Consider the following 16,375-nt stretch of genomic DNA (forward strand, 5'->3'; position numbering starts at 1 on the left):
GGCGGGAAAAGTGTCGGTGATGTCTCCGAACAGGCGTCGACTATGTCTCCGGGCTGAACACTTGTCCCGGCCATCCACGTCTTTCCTGCATTTCCGTCAGCAAGACGTGGATGCCCGGCACAAGGCCGGGCATGACGGGTGGAGAGGCGGTGCTCCCTCTCCTGGCCGAGTGCACGTCGAACACCTCGGGTGACGCTCGACAAATTGCGTTAAGTTCCGGCAGCCGACTCAATCACCAAGAATTGCCGCGGGCACCACCCCGGCGGCGACCGGAGGATGCATGCAGTTTCATCTCGACGGCTTTGTGCCGGGCGATCCGTCGATCGCCGATGCGGCGGAGCGTGCACCCCGCCCCGGCGCCGATGGAAGCGTGCCGGCCGAGGTCGATGTGCTGATCGTCGGCTGCGGCCCGGCGGGACTGACGCTGGCGGCGCAGCTCGCGCAATTTCCCGACATCACCACCTGCATCGTCGAGCAGAAGACAGGGCCGCTGCAGTTCGGCCAGGCCGACGGCATCGCCTGCCGCACCGTCGAGATGTTCGAGGCGTTCGGCTTCAGCGAGCGCGTGCTCAAGGAAGCGTGCTGGATCAACGAGACGACGTTCTGGAAGCCCGACGACGCGCAGCCGGCGCACATCGCGCGCAGCGGCTGGGTGCAGGACGTCGAGGACGGGCTGTCGGAATTCCCGCACGTCGTGCTCAACCAGGCGCGGGTGCACGATTTCTACCTCGACGTGATGCGCCGCTCCGCCGCCAAGCTTGAGCCGTACTACGCGCGTCGCATGGTCGCGTTGCAGCCGCCGGAGGACGGCCATGATCCGGCGCAGCGGGTGACGGTGACGCTGGAGCGGCAAGACGCGATGCATCAGGGCATCACCGAGACGATCCGCGCCCGCATCGTGGTTGGCTGCGACGGCGCGCGCAGCGCCGTGCGCGGCGCGATCGGCCGCCAGCTTCGCGGCGATTCCGCCAATCACGCCTGGGGCGTGATGGACGTGCTCGCCGTCACCGACTTTCCCGACATCCGCTGCAAGGCGCTGATCCAATCGGCCGAGCACGGCAGCCTGCTGATCATCCCGCGCGAGGGCGGCTATCTGGTGCGGCTCTATGTCGAGCTGACCCGGCTCGACGCCGCCGAGCGCGTCGCCAACCGCAAGCTCGGCCTCGACGACCTCGTCGCCAAGGCGCAACGCATTCTGCATCCCTATCGGCTGGACGTGAAGGAAGTGCCGTGGTGGTCGATCTACGAAATAGGCCAGCGGCTCACCGACAAGTTCGACGACGTGGCGGAGGACCAGATCGCCACCCGGCTGCCGCGCGTCTTCATCGCTGGCGACGCCTGCCACACGCATAGTCCGAAGGCCGGCCAGGGCATGAACGTCTCGATGCAGGACGCCTTCAACCTCGGCTGGAAGCTCGCCGCGGTGCTGCGCGGCCGCGCCACGCCGGCGCTGCTGCACAGCTACTCGGCCGAGCGCCGCGCCGTCGCCAAGGAGCTGATCGATTTCGATCGCGAATGGGCGGCCCTGCTGGCCTCGGCCAAACACGACGGCGCCAGGGCCGATCCGGCCGAGACCCAGCGCTACTTTGTGCAACACGGCCGCTACACCGCCGGCACCGCCACCCACTACGCGCCGTCACTCCTCACTGGCCGCGACGCGTATCAGCACCTCGCCACGGGCCTCAAGGTCGGCACCCGGTTTCACTCGGCGCCGGTGATCCGGCTTGCCGACGCCAAGCCGCTGCAGCTCGGCCACGTCGCCCGCGCCGACGGCCGGTTCAGGCTCTACATCTTCGCCAACGCGGACGACCCTGGCGATCCCGGCTCCGCGATCCATCGTTTGTGCGGATGGCTCGCCGACGACGATGCCTCGCCGCTGCGCAAGTATCGGCGGGCTGGCGACGACATCGATGCGACGATCGACGTGCGCGCGGTGTTTCAGCAACATCATCGCGATCTGTCGATCGGCGCGATGCCGGCGCTGCTGCTCCCCGCCAAGGGCAGGCTCGACCTGACTGACTACGAGAAGATGTTCTGCCCGGATCTGAAGACCGGCCCGGACATCTTCACGCTGCGCGGCATCGACCGGACCGCGGGCTGCATCGTGGTGGTGCGGCCGGACCAGTACATTGCGCAGGTGCTGCCGCTGAGCGCCACCGCAGAGCTCGCGGCGTATTTTGACGGTTTCCTGGTGAGCTAACGCCAGCTGCGCAGACCCGCATTCGGTACGCAGCCGCGCCGATATGCCGCCTTGTACGAGCTTGGGCAGCGGGCGAAAATGTTGACATCCGGCTTGGCGCGCGTTGGTCGTCTCGCGTCCCTTTCCTCGCCGGATCCGCCGCTGCGAGGCCTTGCCCTTGCATCGCCGATGCAATCCTGCAAACGCTATCGTCTGTCGGCCGAACATCACGCTCGGCGATTGTCGCTTTCTGCACACGTTGCACTCAGGGAGTCGATGCAGCTCGCTCTGATCGTTCTGATGCCGCTGCTCGGCGCCGTGCTGCCCGTGGTCGCGATCCGGGCCGGCCGCAATGCCTGCGCGCTGACGACGGGCGGAATCAACCTTGCGGCGCTGCTGCTGTTGTTGGCGCAGGCGCCCGCAGTGATCGCCGGCCAAACTGTGCGCTACAGCACCGAATGGGTGCCGACGCTCGGGCTGTCGTTCGGCTTCTTTCTCGACGGGCTCGGGCTGTTCTTCGCCGCGCTGATCCTCGGCATCGGCCTTCTGATCATCATCTACGCGCGGTTCTATCTGCATCGCGACGATCCGATGGGGCGGTTCTTTGCGTTCCTGCTGCTGTTTCAGGGCGCGATGCTCGGCATCGTGCTCAGCGACAACATCCTGCTGCTGGTGGTGTTCTGGGAGCTGACCAGCCTCAGTTCGTTCCTGCTGATCGGCTATTGGAGTCATCTGCCGGAGGGGCGCCAGGGCGCCCGGATGGCGCTGGTGGTCACCGGCGGCGGCGGGCTGCTGCTGATCGCCGGGATGCTGCTGCTCGGTCAAGCGGCGGGCTCCTACGAACTCACCGAGATCCTGCAGCGTGGCGACGCGATCAAGGCATCGCCGCTGTATCTGCCGATCCTGCTGCTGGTGCTCGGCGCGGCCTTCACTAAGTCGGCGCAGTTTCCATTCCACTTCTGGCTGCCGCACGCGATGGCGGCGCCGACGCCGGTGTCGGCCTATCTGCACTCCGCCACCATGGTCAAAGCCGGCATCTTCCTGCTGGCGCGGCTGTGGCCAGTGTTGTCCGGCACCGAAGCTTGGTTCGCGATCGTCGCCACCACCGGCCTCGTCACCATGCTGATCGGCGCCTGGATCGCGCTGTTCAAGGACGATCTCAAGGGCATCCTGGCGCATTCCACCGTCAGCCATCTCGGGCTGATGACGATGCTGCTCGGCTTCGGCACGCGCTTCGCCGTGATCGCCTGCATGTTTCACATCCTCAACCACGCCACCTTCAAGGCCGCGTTGTTCATGAGCGCCGGCATCGTCGATCACGAGACCGGCACGCGCAGCCTGCGCCGGCTCGGCGGGCTGGCGCGGCTGATGCCGATCAGCGCGGCGCTGGCGCTGATCGCCGCCGCCTCGATGGCCGGCGTGCCGCTGCTCAACGGCTTTCTCTCCAAGGAGATGATGCTGGAAGCCGCCACCGATACCAGCGTGTTCGGCAGCGTCTGGATCGTGCCGGCGGCGGCGACGCTCGGCGCGCTGCTGTCGGTCGCGTACGCCGCGCGGTTCGCGTTCGGGACTTACTTGGGCCGCCCGCGCGCGGAATTGGACCACCATCCGCACGATCCGCCGTTCGGGATGTGGGCACCGGTCGCCGTGCTGGTGATCCTGGTGGTGGCGATCGGCGTCGCGCCGCAAGTCCTCGCGGGCGACATTGTCGAACGCACCGCACAGGCGGTGGTCGGCGCCGCAGCGCTCGACTTTCATCCGCTGGCGATCTGGCACGGCCTGACCTGGCCGCTGCTGATGAGCGCGATCGCACTGGCCGGCGGCCTCACGCTTCTGCTGGTTCATACGCCGCTCGAGACGTTGCGCGGCGCGCTGCCGCGCCCCGACGCCAAGGCGATGTTCGATGCCGTGATCGCCACGGTGGTGCGCGCATCGCGCTGGGCGATCCGCCGGCTGCATACCGACTCGCTGTCGCGCTATCTGGCGGTGATTGCCGCGACCATCCTGATCGTCGGCGCCGCGGGCTTCCTCGGCGGCCGTTATGAATCCGGCACGCGGGCGATGCTGCCGGTCAATCTGCCGGCGCTGGTCGGCTGGCTGCTGCTGGTTGCCGCCAGCATCGCCGTGATGGCGTTCCATGTGCACCGCCTGCTGGTGCTGATCCTCAGCAGCGTCGCCGGGCTGATCGTGTCGCTCACCTTCATGCAGTTCTCGGCGCCGGATCTGGCGCTGACGCAGATCTCGGTCGAAGTCGTCACCGTGATTCTGCTGCTGCTGGCGCTCAATCTGCTGCCGAAGCTGACGCCGACCGAGCCGCTGTCGCACCGGCTGCGGAGCGGCCTGATCGCCGGCGTCGGCGGCATCGCAGCGGCGGCGCTGGCTTATGCGGTGATGACGCGCGACGGCAGCTCGATCTCGGCCTATCACTTGGCGCAATCCAAGCCCGGCGGCGGCGGCACCAATGTGGTCAACGTCATCCTCGTCGATTTCCGCGGCTTCGACACGTTCGGCGAGATCATCGTGCTGTGCATCGCCGCGCTGGTGATCTACGCGCTGCTCGCCAGCGCGCTGGAAGGCGCCGCGGCGCGCCGGCTCGACGCCATGCGCCAGCGCAACGATTCGGCCGATGCGCATCCGCTGCCGCTGGTGGTCGCCGCGCGCGTGCTGCTGCCGCTGGCGATCACGGTCGGCGCCTACATTTTTTTCCGCGGCCACAATCAGCCGGGCGGCGGCTTCATCGCCGGCCTGATCGTGGCCATCGCCATCATCATGCAGTTCATGGCCAGCGGCTACGCCTGGAGCGCCGAGCAGCGGCGGATCGACGGCCATCGCCTGATCGGCGCCGGCGTGCTGATCGCCGCCGCCACCGGGTTCGGCGCCTTCGCGTTCGGGCGGCCGTTCCTCACCAGTTCGTTCGGCTATTTCCATTTGCCGCTGATCGGCGAGATCGAACTCGCCACCGCGATGCTGTTCGACACCGGCGTGTTCCTCACCGTGGTCGGCACCGTGGTGCTGTCGCTGTCGCAGATCTCGCGCGTCGAGCGCCGCGCCAAGCGCGGGCCGGCGCCGGTCGGCCCCTCCGACATCACGGTGACGCGCGGCGCCGCGTCGCCCGCACAGGAGGGCTGAATGGAAATCCTGGTCGCGAGCGCCATCGGCGTGCTGACGATGGCGGGCCTGTATCTCGTCCTGTGCCGGCACGCCTTCCCGGTGATCATCGGCACGACGTTCCTGTCCTATGCGGTGAACCTGTTCCTGTTCGCGATGGGACGGCTGGCGATCGACAAGGCGCCGATCATCGGCAAGGGCGCCACCGATTATGTCGACCCGCTGCCGCAGGCGCTGGTGCTGACCGCGATCGTGATCTCGTTCGGCATGACCGCGCTGGTGGTGGTGCTGGCGCTGCGCGGCTTCCTCGAAAGCGGCAGCGAACGCGTCGATTCCGGCGACGAGCGCGAGCACGAGGCGGGCCGATGACGCATCTGATCGTCGCCCCGATCGTGCTGCCTGCCGCCGTCGCGGCGTTCCTGGTGCTGGCGCTGCGCCACGATCTGATCGCCCAGCGCATCGTTTCCGGCGTGGCGACGCTGGCGCTGCTGGCGCTCGCGATCGCATTGTACGCGACGGTATCGGACGGCGCGCCGCAGCCTTATCTGCTCGGCAATTGGCGCGCGCCGTTCGGCATTGTGCTGGTGCTGGACCGGCTCGCCGCCACCATGCTGCTGCTCACCGCGGTGCTCGCGACCCTGGTGCTGATCTACGCGATGGCCGGCTGGGACAGAGCCGGCCGGCACTTCCATCCGCTGTTTCAGTTTCAGCTGATGGGCCTGAACGGCGCGTTCCTGACCGGCGATGTGTTCAATCTGTTCGTGTTCTTCGAGGTGATGCTGATCGCCTCCTACGGGCTGATGCTGCACGGCGGCGGGCCGCGGCGGCTGCGCGCCGGGTTCAACTACGTGGCGATCAATCTGATCGGCTCGACACTGTTCCTGTTCGCGGTCGGCCTGATCTACGCCGTCACCGGCACGCTCAACATGGCGGACCTCGCCGGCAAGGTGGCGCAGGTCGCGCCCGCCGACGAGGCGCTGCTGCGGGTCGGCGCGCTGCTGCTGCTGCTGGTGTTCGCCCTGAAGGCCGCTTTGGTGCCGCTGCAATGGTGGCTGCCCTCGGCCTACGCGGCGGCGGCCGCGCCGGTCGCGGCGCTGTTCATGATGATGACCAAGGTCGGCGCCTATTCGATCGTCCGGGTCTACACCGTGGTGTTCGGCGCCGATGCCGGAAGCGTCGCCGATATCGCGACGCCCTGGGTGGTGCCGGCGGCGCTGGCGACGCTGCTGCTCGGCGCGGTCGGCGTGCTGGCAAGCGCGTCGCTGACCGGGCTGGTGTGCTTTGCGATCGTGTGGTCGATGGGCTCGCTGCTGCTGGCGCTCGGGTTGTTCGATCAGGCCGGCCTGGCCGCGGGCTTGTACTACCTGCTGCATTCGACGCTGAGCGGCGCGGCGCTGTTCCTGCTCGCCGATCTGGTGATCGCGCAGCGCGGCCGTCCCGGCGACCGTCTGTCACCGGCGCCGCCGATGCCGCACGCCAATCTGCTCGCCGGCCTGTTCTTCGTCGCGGCGATCGCCATCACCGGCATGCCGCCGCTGTCGGGCTTCCTCGGCAAGCTGCTGATCCTCGACGCCACCTGGCGCAGCCCGCTGGCGGTGGCGAGCTGGTGCATCGTGCTCGGCACCAGCCTGATCGTGATCATCGGCTTCGCCCGCGCCGGCAGCACGCTGTTTTGGAAGGTCGCGCCGAAGCCTTCGGAAGAGATGACGGCGCCGGCGCCACGCATCGCGCTGCAGGCCGGCGTGATTGCGGCGCTGCTCGGCGCCACCGTGCTGCTGGCGCTGTTCGCCGGCCCGGTGACGCGCGATCTCGCCGCCACCGCACGACAGGCACTCGACGTGTCCGCCTATGTGCGCGCCGTCGATCCGGCGTCGCTCGCCGTGCTGTCGCAGGAGGGCGCGCGATGACGCGCCTGCTGCCACATCCGATCCTCACGCTGCTGATCGCGGCGGTCTGGGTGGCGCTGATCAATTCGGTCTCGCTCGGCACCGCGCTGCTCGGCCTGATGCTGGGCGTCGCCATCCCGCTGTTCACCGGCCCGTATTGGCCGGTGCGCCCGTCGATCAGCCGGCCGCTCAAGATCGTCGAATACATCTCGGTGGTCGGCTGGGACATCGTGGTGTCGAACATCCAGGTCGCCGTCTGGGTGTTGGTCTGGCCGACGGCGCGGCTGCAGACCCGCTACGTCGTGGTGCCGATCGAGCTGACCTCGCCCGAGGCGATCGCGCTCCTGGCCGGCACCATCACCATGACGCCCGGCACGGTCAGCGCCGATCTGGCCGCCGACGGCAGCGCTATCCTGGTGCATTGCCTGCACACCACAGATCCCGATGACACCGTGGCGCAGATCAAAACCCGCTACGAACGCCGGCTGAAGGAGATCTTCGGATGATCGCGACCGCGTGCCTGATCGCCGTCTGCATCATCGCCGCCGCGGCGCTGATGAACCTGTACCGGCTCGCCAAGGGCCCCGACGTGCTCGACCGCATCCTGTCGCTGGAGACGCTGACGACCAACACGATCGGCCTCGTCGTAGTCATCGGCATCTGGTACGGCACCAGCCTGTATTTCGAGATCGCGCTGCTGTTCGTCGCGGTCGGCTTTCTGTCCACCGTCGCGTTCTGCAAATATTTGCTGCGCGGCAACGTGATCGAGTAAGCGCGATGGCGTGGCTCAGCGAACTCCTGGTGTCGGCGCTGATCCTGATCGGCGCGCTGTTTCTGTTCGTCGGCTCGTTCGGGCTGGTGAAGCTGCCCGACATCATGCAGCGGCTGCACGCGCCGACCAAATCCACCACGCTCGGCATCGGTGCGCTGCTGATCGCCTCGCTGCTGTATTTCGCGCTGATCCGCGGCGACGTATCGCTGCACGAATTGCTGATCACGCTGTTCCTGTTCCTGACCGCGCCGATCACCGCCCACATGATCTCGAAGTCGCACATCCTGCGCAACAACGCCCTGCAGCAGCATTTGCCAAAGCCGCCCGGTGAGCGCGGTTGGGCCACGCTGGATGCCCCTGCGCGGCGCGAAGCGCAGCGCCATCAGGTGCCGAAGCCTTAGGGCAAACGTTGCGCGCTTCGGCGGGAAGGATCGGCGAGCCGCCAGCGCGTGGTGGGCCGTGGAGGTTACCTGGCGCGAAGATGCTGGGTCATCACGTCGCCGAGGCGCTGGATGCCGACTTCGATACGATCGGTGCGGATCGAGGAGAAGCCGAGGCGGAAGCAATGCCGGCTCGCGGTCTCGTCCATCGAGAACACCGCACCGGGCTCGATCACCACGCCCTGCGCCAGCGCGGCCTGCGCCAGCGCGGTGGTGTCGGTGCCGGGCGGGCAGGCGATCCAGTAATTGGTGCTGCCGGGGCCGCGCGAGAACGTGCAGTCCGGCAGATATTGCGGCAGCAGCCGGTCGAGCAGCTTGGCACGCTCCAGCAGCACGCGGCCGACCTGCTGCAGGTGCGAGCGATAATGGCCGAGGCCGATGAACAGCGCGGCGACGCGCTGATTGTTGAGCGGCGGATGGCGCAGCATCAGCCGGCGCAGCGCGCGGAGTTCGCGGATCACCGGCGCCGGCGCCACCACGTAGCCGAGGCGCAGGCCCGGCGCGAGCGCCTTCGACAGGCTGCCGACATAGAGCACGTTGCTGGCGTGATCGAGGCTCTTCAGCGGCGGCAGCGTCGCCGCCTCCGGCATCAGCTCCCCTTCGTAATCGTCTTCCACCAGCACGACGTCGCCGGTCTCGGCGGCCTTGAGCAGTTCAAGCCGCCGCTGCAGCGGCATCACGGTGGCGGTCGGGCATTGATGGCTGGCGGTGACGTAAGCCAGCGCGCAGCTCTGGAAGGTTTCGTCCGGCAGCAGGCCCTGCGCGTCGGAGCGCAGCGGCAGAACGTCGGGCGTCAGCATCCGGAAGATGTTGCGCGCGTCCGGATAGCCCGGCTCCTCGATGCCGACGCGGGTGCGGTCGTTGATGAACAGCGTGGCGATCAGATACAGCGCGTGCTGCGCGCCGATCGTCATCATGATTTCGTCGGAGCGCGCATGAATACCGCGGCGCGGCAGAACCTGAAGCTGGAGTTGCTCGATCAGCGCCGGATCGTCTCCGTCGATCAGATCGCGCGCCCAGTTGTTGATTTCCGGGACGCTGAGCGCGGCACGCGCCGATTCGCGCCAGTCGTTGGTGGGAAACAGGCTCGGATCGAACTGGCCGAAGATGAAAGGATAAGGATGGGCCTGCCAGTCGGCGGGCTTGACGATGTTGCGGTGCGCGGAGGGTTGCACCGCGTAGCGCGCCGTCCAATGTTCATCGCCCCGGCTCGCCACCTCGACAGGCTTGCCGCCGCCGGAGGCCAGCTTCTTGGACAGGCCGGCGACGAAGTAACCGCTGCGCTGCCGCGACACCAGGAAGTTCTGATCGACCAGCTGTTCGTAGGCGATCACCACGGTGTTGCGCGACACCTTCAGCACCGCCGCGAGATCGCGGCTCGACGGCATCCGCATGCCGAGGGGCAACCGGCCGTCCTCGATCGCCGTCACGATGATCTGGCGGATCTGCAGTTGCAGAAACGAGCCGCCGCGGTCCATCCCGCGGAACAACGCGCCCCAGAATAACGCATCGCTGTTGCCTAAGGATGCGGCATTTGCTGAAGGATCAAGCGCGCTGGTCCGCGGCGCTTCCTGGCAACTGAGCTGTGCGAGTTTTCCCAAGACGATATAACCTACTCAACGCGGGCGGATCCCATCGGCTGGAATCCAAGTATGTCGGTTTGCGATTAAGAAGCAAGAAGTCTGCCAGTGAGCCCGGCGCTGGGCGGATGGGTGCTGGCTCCATTCGTCCGGGGCATCTGGCGCTAGTGCGGTCCGGTCGATCGCTCCACGCTCGCAACTGCAAGTTCGAAAGGCTCAGCAGCGTGAATCACGATACCGTCGTCTATTCGGCCCGCAAGATCATCACCATGAATCCGATGCGTCCGTTCGCGACGCATGTTGCAGTGCGTGATGGACGGATCGTGGCGACCGGAACGGCGGATGAGTTGTGCGCCGGCGGTGCGCGGCTCGATAATCGTTTCGCCGACAAGGTGCTGATGCCGGGCTTCGTCGAAGGCCATGCCCACATCATGGAAGGCCTGATGTGGAAGCAGCCCTATGTGGGCGCATTCGATCGGCGCTCGCCGGAAGGCAAGCTGGTCGCCGGCGTGCCGGACATCGAGGCGATCGTTTCGCGCTTGCAGCAAGCCGAAGCCGAGATGCCGGATGATAGCTCGCCGCTGTATGCATGGGGCTTCGATCCGCTGCATATCGGCGGCAAGATGCTGAGCCGGCAGGACCTCGACCGGGTGTCGACCAAGCGTCCGGTGCTGGTGGTCCACGCCTCGTTCCACATCAACAACGTCAACACCGCGACGCTCGAGCTTGCCGACCTGCTGCACGCGACGGATATTTCCGGCGTGGTCGCCGGCGCCGATGGCCTTGCCAGCGGTGAGCTGCAGGGCATCCCGGCGCGGATGCGGCTGTTCCGCGCGCTCGGCCACAACCCGATGGCCGGCGCCATCACCGAGGCGGATGTGCGGCGCTACGCGGCGTCGTCCTGCGTGCAGGGCGTCACCACCATCACCGACCTGCACAACGACCTCAACGATCCGACCATCGAAGTCTATCGCAGCGTCGCCAGCCAGGACGATTTCGGTGTCCGCCTGGTGCCGGCGCTCGCCGCGGTGTCGCATACGCCCGAGCAGGCGATCGCCAAGCTCGAGGCGCTGCGCGCGCACGCCGGCCCCAAGCTGCACTACGGTATCGTCAAGCTGGTGGTCGACGGCTCGATCCAGGGCTTCACCGCGCGGCTGCGCTGGCCCGGCTATCACAACGGCGCTGCCAACGGCCTGTGGTACATCGCGCCGGAGGAATTGCCGCGGCTGGTCGACAAGTATCACCGGGCCGGCGCTCAGCTGCACATTCACACCAACGGCGACGAAGCGACCGAAGCCGCGCTCGATGCCATCGAGGCGGCGCAGATCGCGGCGCCGCGGCCGGATCATCGCCACACGCTGCAGCACTGCCAGATGGCGGACGCGGCGCAGTTCCGGCGCATGAAGAACCTCGGCGTCTGCGCCAATCTGTTCGCCAACCACATCTACTACTGGGGCGACGCGCATTACGAGCTGACGATGGGGCCGGAGCGCGCGTCGCGGATGGATGCTACCGGCACCGCGCGCCGCATCGGTGTGCCGTTCGCGATCCATTCGGACGCGCCGGTGACGCCGCTGGCGCCGCTGTTCACCGCCTGGTGCGCGGTCAACCGCATCACCTCGGGCGGCCGTGTGCTCGGCCGTGAGACCGAGGCGTTGACCGTCGAGCAGGCGCTCGCCGCCATCACGGTCGACGCCGCCTACACGCTGAAGATGGATCATCTGGTCGGCAGCATCGAAACCGGCAAATACGCCGACTTCGTCGTGCTGGAAGACGATCCGCTCAGCGTGGCGCCGGAGACGCTGAAGGACATCGCCATCTGGGGCACCGTGGTCGGCGGCATGGTCCGGGAGGCGCCCCGCGCATGAGGAAAGCGACCGCGACCATTCCAGTCACGGTGATCGGCGGCTTCCTCGGCGCTGGCAAGACCACGTTCGTCAACCATCTGCTCGCCACCGGCGGACCGCGCACCGCGGTGCTGGTCAACGATTTCGGCGAGATCAATGTCGATGCGACGCTGATCAAGGGCCACGACGGGACCACGATGACGCTGACCAACGGCTGCATCTGCTGCAGCATCGGCACCAGCTTCATCGAGACGATGTGCGAGGTGCTCGACGCCGAGGTGCCGTTCGAGCGCATCGTGATCGAAGCCAGCGGGGTCGGCGATCCGTGGAAGATCGCCGAGATCGCGCTGATCGAACCGACGCTGCGGCTCGACCGGGTGATCGTGCTGGCAGACGCCAGCCGGATCGCCGCGCTGATCGACGATGCGCGTGTCGGCGCCACCGTGCGCAGCCAGTTCGAGCGCTGCGATGTCGTGCTGCTGAGCAAGACCGATCTGGTCGACGCGGCCGCGCTTGGCGCCGCCAGCGCCGCGGTGCTGGGGCTGCGCCCCAGCCTGCGCATCGTCGCGACGACGCGCAATTCTCTGCCGACGCTCGACGCGCCGGCGAAAGCCTCGACGTTTCGCGCCGATTCGCCGGCGGCCTCCGATCACAGCGCGACGTTCCGGAGTTTTGCGTATCGCCGGGACGGCGCGTTCGATCGCGGGCGGATCGCCGGCGCGGTGGCGGCACTGCCGCCGGAGTTGCTGCGGCTGAAGGGCTCGTGCCGGCTCGACGGCGAGGATGCGCCGCAGGTGTTTCAGATGGTCGAAGGTGTATGGTCGTTGTCGCCGGCTGATCAGCCCGATACGGCGGGCATCGTCCTGGTCGGCGTCGGCACGGCCGATCTGCCGGAACCTGCAGTGCTCGATGCGATCCTCGACCGCGCGCTCGCGGCCGGAGCCGCCGCGTGAGCGGCGCACCCACTTGGTTTGTTTCTTCGATGCGCAGCGTCTGCGTATCGATCGCTGGCAATCTCGACCCCTCATGGCGGAGTTCAAATCGATGATGTTGACGAAGCGGTCCTTTGTTGTCGGAGCTCTCGGGGGCGTGGCCCTGATGGGCTTGCCGTTGGAAACGCGCGCGCAGTCCGCCGGCAGCGGCGGCACGCTGGTGATGGGCTCGACGCAGGTGCCGCGTCACTTCAACGGCGCGGTGCAGTCGGGCATCGCCACCGCGATGCCGAGCACGCAGATCTTCGCCAGCCCGTTGCGCTACGACGACAACTGGAATCCGCAGCCTTATCTGGCGAAGTCCTGGGAGGTTGCGCCCGACGGGCTGTCGGTGACGCTGAAACTGGTCGACAACGCGCTGTTTCACGACGGCAAGCCGGTCACCTCCGAGGACGTCGCGTTCTCGATCATGACCATCAAGGCCAATCACCCGTTCAAGACCATGCTGGCGGCGGTCGATAGCGTCGAGACGCCGGATCCGCAAACGGCGGTGATCAAGCTGGCGCATCCGCATCCGGCGCTGCTGCTGGCGATGTCGCCGGCGCTGATGCCGATCCTGCCCAAGCACGTCTATGGCGACGGCCAGGACGTCAAGACGCATCCGGCCAATCTCAAGCCGGTCGGCTCCGGTCCCTACAAGCTCGCCGAGTACAAGCAGGGCGAGTACTACACGCTCGAGAAGTTCGACAAGTTCTTCATCCCGGGTCGGCCCAAGCTCGACAAGATCGTGGTGCGGCTGATCTCCGATCCGAACGCCCTGATGGTGTCGGCCGAGCGCGGCGAGGTCCACGCGGTGCCTTATGTCACCGGCGTGCGCGACATCGAGCGGCTGCAGAAGTCGCCGAACATCACCATGACCGACAAGGGCTTCGCCGGTCTCGGCGCGCTGAACTGGCTGGCCTTCAACACCAAGAAGAAGCCGCTCGACGACGTCCGCGTCCGTCAGGCGATCGCCTATGCGGCCAATCGCGACTTCATCGTCAGTAAGCTGATGGGCGGCAAGGCGCTGCCCGCGACCGGCCCGATCGCGCCGGGATCGCCGCTCGAGGAGAAGGCGGTCGAGACCTACAAGCTCGACATCGCCAAGGCCACCAAGCTGCTCGACGAGGCCGGGCTGAAGCCGGACGGCAACGGCACCCGCGCCACGCTGACCATCGATTACATCCCGGGCAATGACGAGCAGCAGCGCAACATCGCCGAATATCTGCGTTCGGCGCTGAAGCGGATCGGGATCAATCTCGAAGTCCGCGCCGCACCCGACTTCCCGACCTGGGCACAGCGCGTCGCCAATTTCGACTTCGACCTGACGATGGACACGGTGTTCAACTGGGGCGACCCGGTGATCGGCGTCGACCGCACCTATCTGACGTCGAACATCCGCAAGGGCATCATCTGGTCGAACACCCAGCAGTATTCCAACCCGAAGGTCGACGAGATCCTCGGCAAGGCCGCGCAGGAAACCTCGCCGGAGAAGCGCAAGGCGCTGTATTCGGAGTTCCAGAAGATCGTGGTGTCTGACGTGCCGATCTACTTCATCAACGCCGCGCCCTACTACAACGCCTTCGCCAAGGGGCTGAGCGCGCTGCCGACCACGATCTGGGGTGTCGCGTCCCCGCTCGACGAAATCTACTGGGCAACCCCGCCGAAGACCTGATCCGGACAGCCGCGAACCAGCACCATGACGCTTCTCACCCATCTGTTCGGAAAACTCGCCAACGCCGCGGCGCTGCTGCTCGCGGTGCTGGTGCTGAATTTCTGCCTGATCCATCTGGCGCCGGGCGACCCGGTGCAAGTGATCGCCGGCGAGATGGGTGGGGCGTCGGCCGAGGTGATCGCCGAGTTGCGCGCCAAATACGGGCTCGATCAGAGCCTGCTGACGCAGCTCTTCACCTACCTCGGCAAGGTGCTGCACGGTGATTTCGGATACTCCTACTACTTCAACCAGCCGGTGCTGCAGCTGATCGGCCAGCGGCTGCCGGCGTCTCTTTATCTCGCACTGTCGTCGCTGTTCGCCGCGGTGGCGATCGGCACGCTGCTCGGCGTGATCAGCGCGCGGCGGCCCAACGGCCTGCTGAGCCACGGCGTCACCGTGCTGTCGCTGGCCGGTTACGCCGCTCCGGTGTTCTGGACCGGGCTGATGCTGCTGCTGTTGTTCGGCTCGGTGTGGCCGGTGCTGCCGGTCAGCGGCATGGCCGACGTGGTCAATCCGAAATTCGGCTTCGCCTACGTGGCCGACGTGTTGACCCATCTGGTGCTGCCGTCGCTGACGCTGGCGCTGGTGTTCCTGGCGCAATATTCCCGGCTGGCGCGGGTCAACATGATCGACGTGCTGTCGGCCGACTATGTCCGCACCGCGCGCGCCAAGGGCCTTCCGGAAAGCGTGGTGATCTTCAAGCACGCGCTGCGCAACGCCTTGATCCCGATCGTAACCGTGGTCGGTCTGCAGTTCGGCAATCTGTTCGCCGGCGCCGTGCTGGTCGAGACGGTGTTCAGCTGGCCCGGCATGGGGCGGCTGGTGTTCGACTCGATCCTGCGCCGCGACTACCCGACCCTGATGGCGGTGCTGTTCTTCTCGGCCGTGATGGTCATCGCCGCCAACATCATCACCGATCTGGTGTACCGCCTGATCGATCCACGGATCCGCGCGGGAGCCCGATGAGCACGCTCGACCAGACCCTGATCGTGACCCCGCCTGCGCCCGTCGCGCCGGTGACGATCCCCGCCACGCCGGCGGTGTCCCCCGCGAAAGCGGCGTTCCGCCAATTCATGAAGAGCCCGTCCGGCGTCGCCGGCGCGGTGCTGCTGATCCTGCTGGTAGCGATGACGCTGGTCGGGCCGTGGGTGTATTCGATCGATCCGCTGGAGATCGTCGGCCTGCCGTTCACGCCGCCGTCGGCCGATGCGTGGCTCGGCACCGACTATCTCGGCCGCGACGTGCTGGCCGGCCTGGTGCATGGCGGCCGCGCGACGCTGACGGTCGGCGCGGTGGCGGCGCTGATCACGATTGCGATCGGCGTCACCGTCGGGGCGCTGGCCGGCTTCTTCGGCGGCTGGATCGACAGCCTGCTGGTGAAGATCGCCGAGTTCTTCCAGGTGTTGCCGCCGCTATTGTTCGCCATGGTGCTGGTGACGCTGTTCGGGCCCAAGCTGACCACCATCACGCTGGCGATCGGCGCGGTGAGCTGGACGTCGGCGGCGCGGCTGACGCGCGCCGAGTTCATGCGGCTGCGCGATCTCGATTTCATCAAGGCGTCGCGCGCCGCCGGTGCCGGAAATCTGCATCTGATCCTGCGGGTAGTGCTGCCGAACGCGCTGCCGCCGATCATCGTGTCGGCGACGCTGGCGATCGGCGTCGCCATCCTGTTCGAGGGCGGCCTGAGCTTCCTCGGCCTCGGCGATCCCAACACGATGAGCTGGGGCCTGATGATCGGCCAGAACCGCAACTACGTACTCGACGCCTGGTGGGCGGTGACGTTCCCCGGCGCCGCGATCTTCCTGTCGGTGCTGGCGATCAGCCTGGTGGGCGACGGCGTCAACGATGCGGTCAACCCGCGGCTGCGACGGAGGTGAT

General features: G+C 67.1%; 13 protein-coding genes. 12 read left to right on the plus strand and 1 reads right to left on the minus strand.

Annotation, left to right across the window (positions count from 1 at the left end; genetic code table 11):
• Positions 1-280 precede the first annotated feature (280 nt).
• From ACFFJ6_RS09925 to ACFFJ6_RS09955, 7 genes are all read left to right on the plus strand, one after another.
• Entirely contained in the window at positions 281-2,200 is a 1,920-nt protein-coding gene (locus ACFFJ6_RS09925) for an FAD-binding monooxygenase (RefSeq protein WP_378387075.1), read from the plus strand.
• Positions 2,201-2,455: 255 nt separating this feature from the next.
• Positions 2,456-5,308, plus strand: a complete 2,853-nt coding sequence (locus ACFFJ6_RS09930; protein ID WP_378387077.1) for a monovalent cation/H+ antiporter subunit A — start codon at positions 2,456-2,458, stop codon at positions 5,306-5,308.
• On the plus strand, positions 5,309-5,656 hold the full coding sequence (locus ACFFJ6_RS09935) for a Na(+)/H(+) antiporter subunit C (protein WP_378387079.1): 348 nt from the start codon (positions 5,309-5,311) through the stop codon (positions 5,654-5,656).
• Positions 5,653-7,194, plus strand: coding sequence for a monovalent cation/H+ antiporter subunit D (locus ACFFJ6_RS09940; protein ID WP_378387081.1), 1,542 nt, complete (start codon positions 5,653-5,655; stop codon positions 7,192-7,194). Before ACFFJ6_RS09935 ends, ACFFJ6_RS09940 begins: the two co-directional genes overlap by 4 nt.
• A complete protein-coding gene (locus tag ACFFJ6_RS09945; RefSeq protein ID WP_378387083.1) occupies positions 7,191-7,679 on the plus strand; it encodes a Na+/H+ antiporter subunit E in 489 nt (162 codons plus the stop codon). The genes ACFFJ6_RS09940 and ACFFJ6_RS09945 overlap by 4 nt, the downstream gene beginning before the upstream one ends.
• Positions 7,676-7,945, plus strand: coding sequence for a K+/H+ antiporter subunit F (locus ACFFJ6_RS09950; protein ID WP_378387086.1), 270 nt, complete (start codon positions 7,676-7,678; stop codon positions 7,943-7,945). Before ACFFJ6_RS09945 ends, ACFFJ6_RS09950 begins: the two co-directional genes overlap by 4 nt.
• 5 nt (positions 7,946-7,950) lie before the next feature.
• The gene (locus ACFFJ6_RS09955; RefSeq protein WP_378387088.1) at positions 7,951-8,346 is read left to right on the plus strand and encodes a Na+/H+ antiporter subunit G; all 396 of its coding nucleotides are present in this window, start codon (positions 7,951-7,953) and stop codon (positions 8,344-8,346) included.
• 65 nt (positions 8,347-8,411) lie between these two features.
• Here the strand turns inward: ACFFJ6_RS09955 and pdxR are convergent, their stop codons facing one another.
• The gene (gene pdxR / locus ACFFJ6_RS09960; RefSeq protein ID WP_378387090.1) at positions 8,412-9,863 is read right to left on the minus strand and encodes a MocR-like pyridoxine biosynthesis transcription factor PdxR; all 1,452 of its coding nucleotides are present in this window, start codon (positions 9,861-9,863) and stop codon (positions 8,412-8,414) included.
• A gap of 326 nt (positions 9,864-10,189) precedes the next feature.
• Between pdxR and ACFFJ6_RS09965 the strand changes: the two genes are divergently transcribed.
• The 5 genes from ACFFJ6_RS09965 (at position 10,190) to ACFFJ6_RS09985 (ending at position 16,374) form a co-directional block, all read left to right on the plus strand.
• The gene (locus tag ACFFJ6_RS09965) at positions 10,190-11,833 is read left to right on the plus strand and encodes an amidohydrolase (protein WP_378387092.1); all 1,644 of its coding nucleotides are present in this window, start codon (positions 10,190-10,192) and stop codon (positions 11,831-11,833) included.
• A complete protein-coding gene (locus ACFFJ6_RS09970; protein WP_378387094.1) occupies positions 11,830-12,765 on the plus strand; it encodes a CobW family GTP-binding protein in 936 nt (311 codons plus the stop codon). Before ACFFJ6_RS09965 ends, ACFFJ6_RS09970 begins: the two co-directional genes overlap by 4 nt.
• A gap of 145 nt (positions 12,766-12,910) precedes the next feature.
• Positions 12,911-14,458, plus strand: a complete 1,548-nt coding sequence (locus tag ACFFJ6_RS09975) for an ABC transporter substrate-binding protein (RefSeq protein ID WP_378387096.1) — start codon at positions 12,911-12,913, stop codon at positions 14,456-14,458.
• Between the two features lie 24 nt (positions 14,459-14,482).
• Positions 14,483-15,463, plus strand: coding sequence for an ABC transporter permease (locus tag ACFFJ6_RS09980; RefSeq protein WP_378387098.1), 981 nt, complete (start codon positions 14,483-14,485; stop codon positions 15,461-15,463).
• Complete coding sequence (locus tag ACFFJ6_RS09985) at positions 15,460-16,374, plus strand: ABC transporter permease (protein ID WP_378387100.1); 915 nt, start codon at positions 15,460-15,462, stop codon at positions 16,372-16,374. Before ACFFJ6_RS09980 ends, ACFFJ6_RS09985 begins: the two co-directional genes overlap by 4 nt.
• Position 16,375 lies beyond the last annotated feature (1 nt).

The sequence above is a fragment of the Rhodopseudomonas telluris genome (assembly GCF_042432815.1).
In the GTDB taxonomy this organism is placed as follows: domain Bacteria; phylum Pseudomonadota; class Alphaproteobacteria; order Rhizobiales; family Xanthobacteraceae; genus Rhodopseudomonas; species Rhodopseudomonas telluris.

Bases quoted from the DNA above. Each gene is read 5' to 3' on its own strand.
- ACFFJ6_RS09925 (WP_378387075.1), top strand. From the start codon at position 281: ATGCAGTTTCATCTCGACGGCTTTGTGCCGGGCGATCCGTCGATCGCC.
- ACFFJ6_RS09930 (WP_378387077.1), top strand. From the start codon at position 2,456: ATGCAGCTCGCTCTGATCGTTCTGATGCCGCTGCTCGGCGCCGTGCTG.
- ACFFJ6_RS09935 (WP_378387079.1), top strand. From the start codon at position 5,309: ATGGAAATCCTGGTCGCGAGCGCCATCGGCGTGCTGACGATGGCGGGC.
- ACFFJ6_RS09940 (WP_378387081.1), top strand. From the start codon at position 5,653: ATGACGCATCTGATCGTCGCCCCGATCGTGCTGCCTGCCGCCGTCGCG.
- ACFFJ6_RS09945 (WP_378387083.1), top strand. From the start codon at position 7,191: ATGACGCGCCTGCTGCCACATCCGATCCTCACGCTGCTGATCGCGGCG.
- ACFFJ6_RS09950 (WP_378387086.1), top strand. From the start codon at position 7,676: ATGATCGCGACCGCGTGCCTGATCGCCGTCTGCATCATCGCCGCCGCG.
- ACFFJ6_RS09955 (WP_378387088.1), top strand. From the start codon at position 7,951: ATGGCGTGGCTCAGCGAACTCCTGGTGTCGGCGCTGATCCTGATCGGC.
- pdxR (WP_378387090.1), bottom strand. From the start codon at position 9,863: ATGGACCGCGGCGGCTCGTTTCTGCAACTGCAGATCCGCCAGATCATC.
- ACFFJ6_RS09970 (WP_378387094.1), top strand. From the start codon at position 11,830: ATGAGGAAAGCGACCGCGACCATTCCAGTCACGGTGATCGGCGGCTTC.
- ACFFJ6_RS09975 (WP_378387096.1), top strand. From the start codon at position 12,911: ATGGGCTTGCCGTTGGAAACGCGCGCGCAGTCCGCCGGCAGCGGCGGC.
- ACFFJ6_RS09980 (WP_378387098.1), top strand. From the start codon at position 14,483: ATGACGCTTCTCACCCATCTGTTCGGAAAACTCGCCAACGCCGCGGCG.
- ACFFJ6_RS09985 (WP_378387100.1), top strand. From the start codon at position 15,460: ATGAGCACGCTCGACCAGACCCTGATCGTGACCCCGCCTGCGCCCGTC.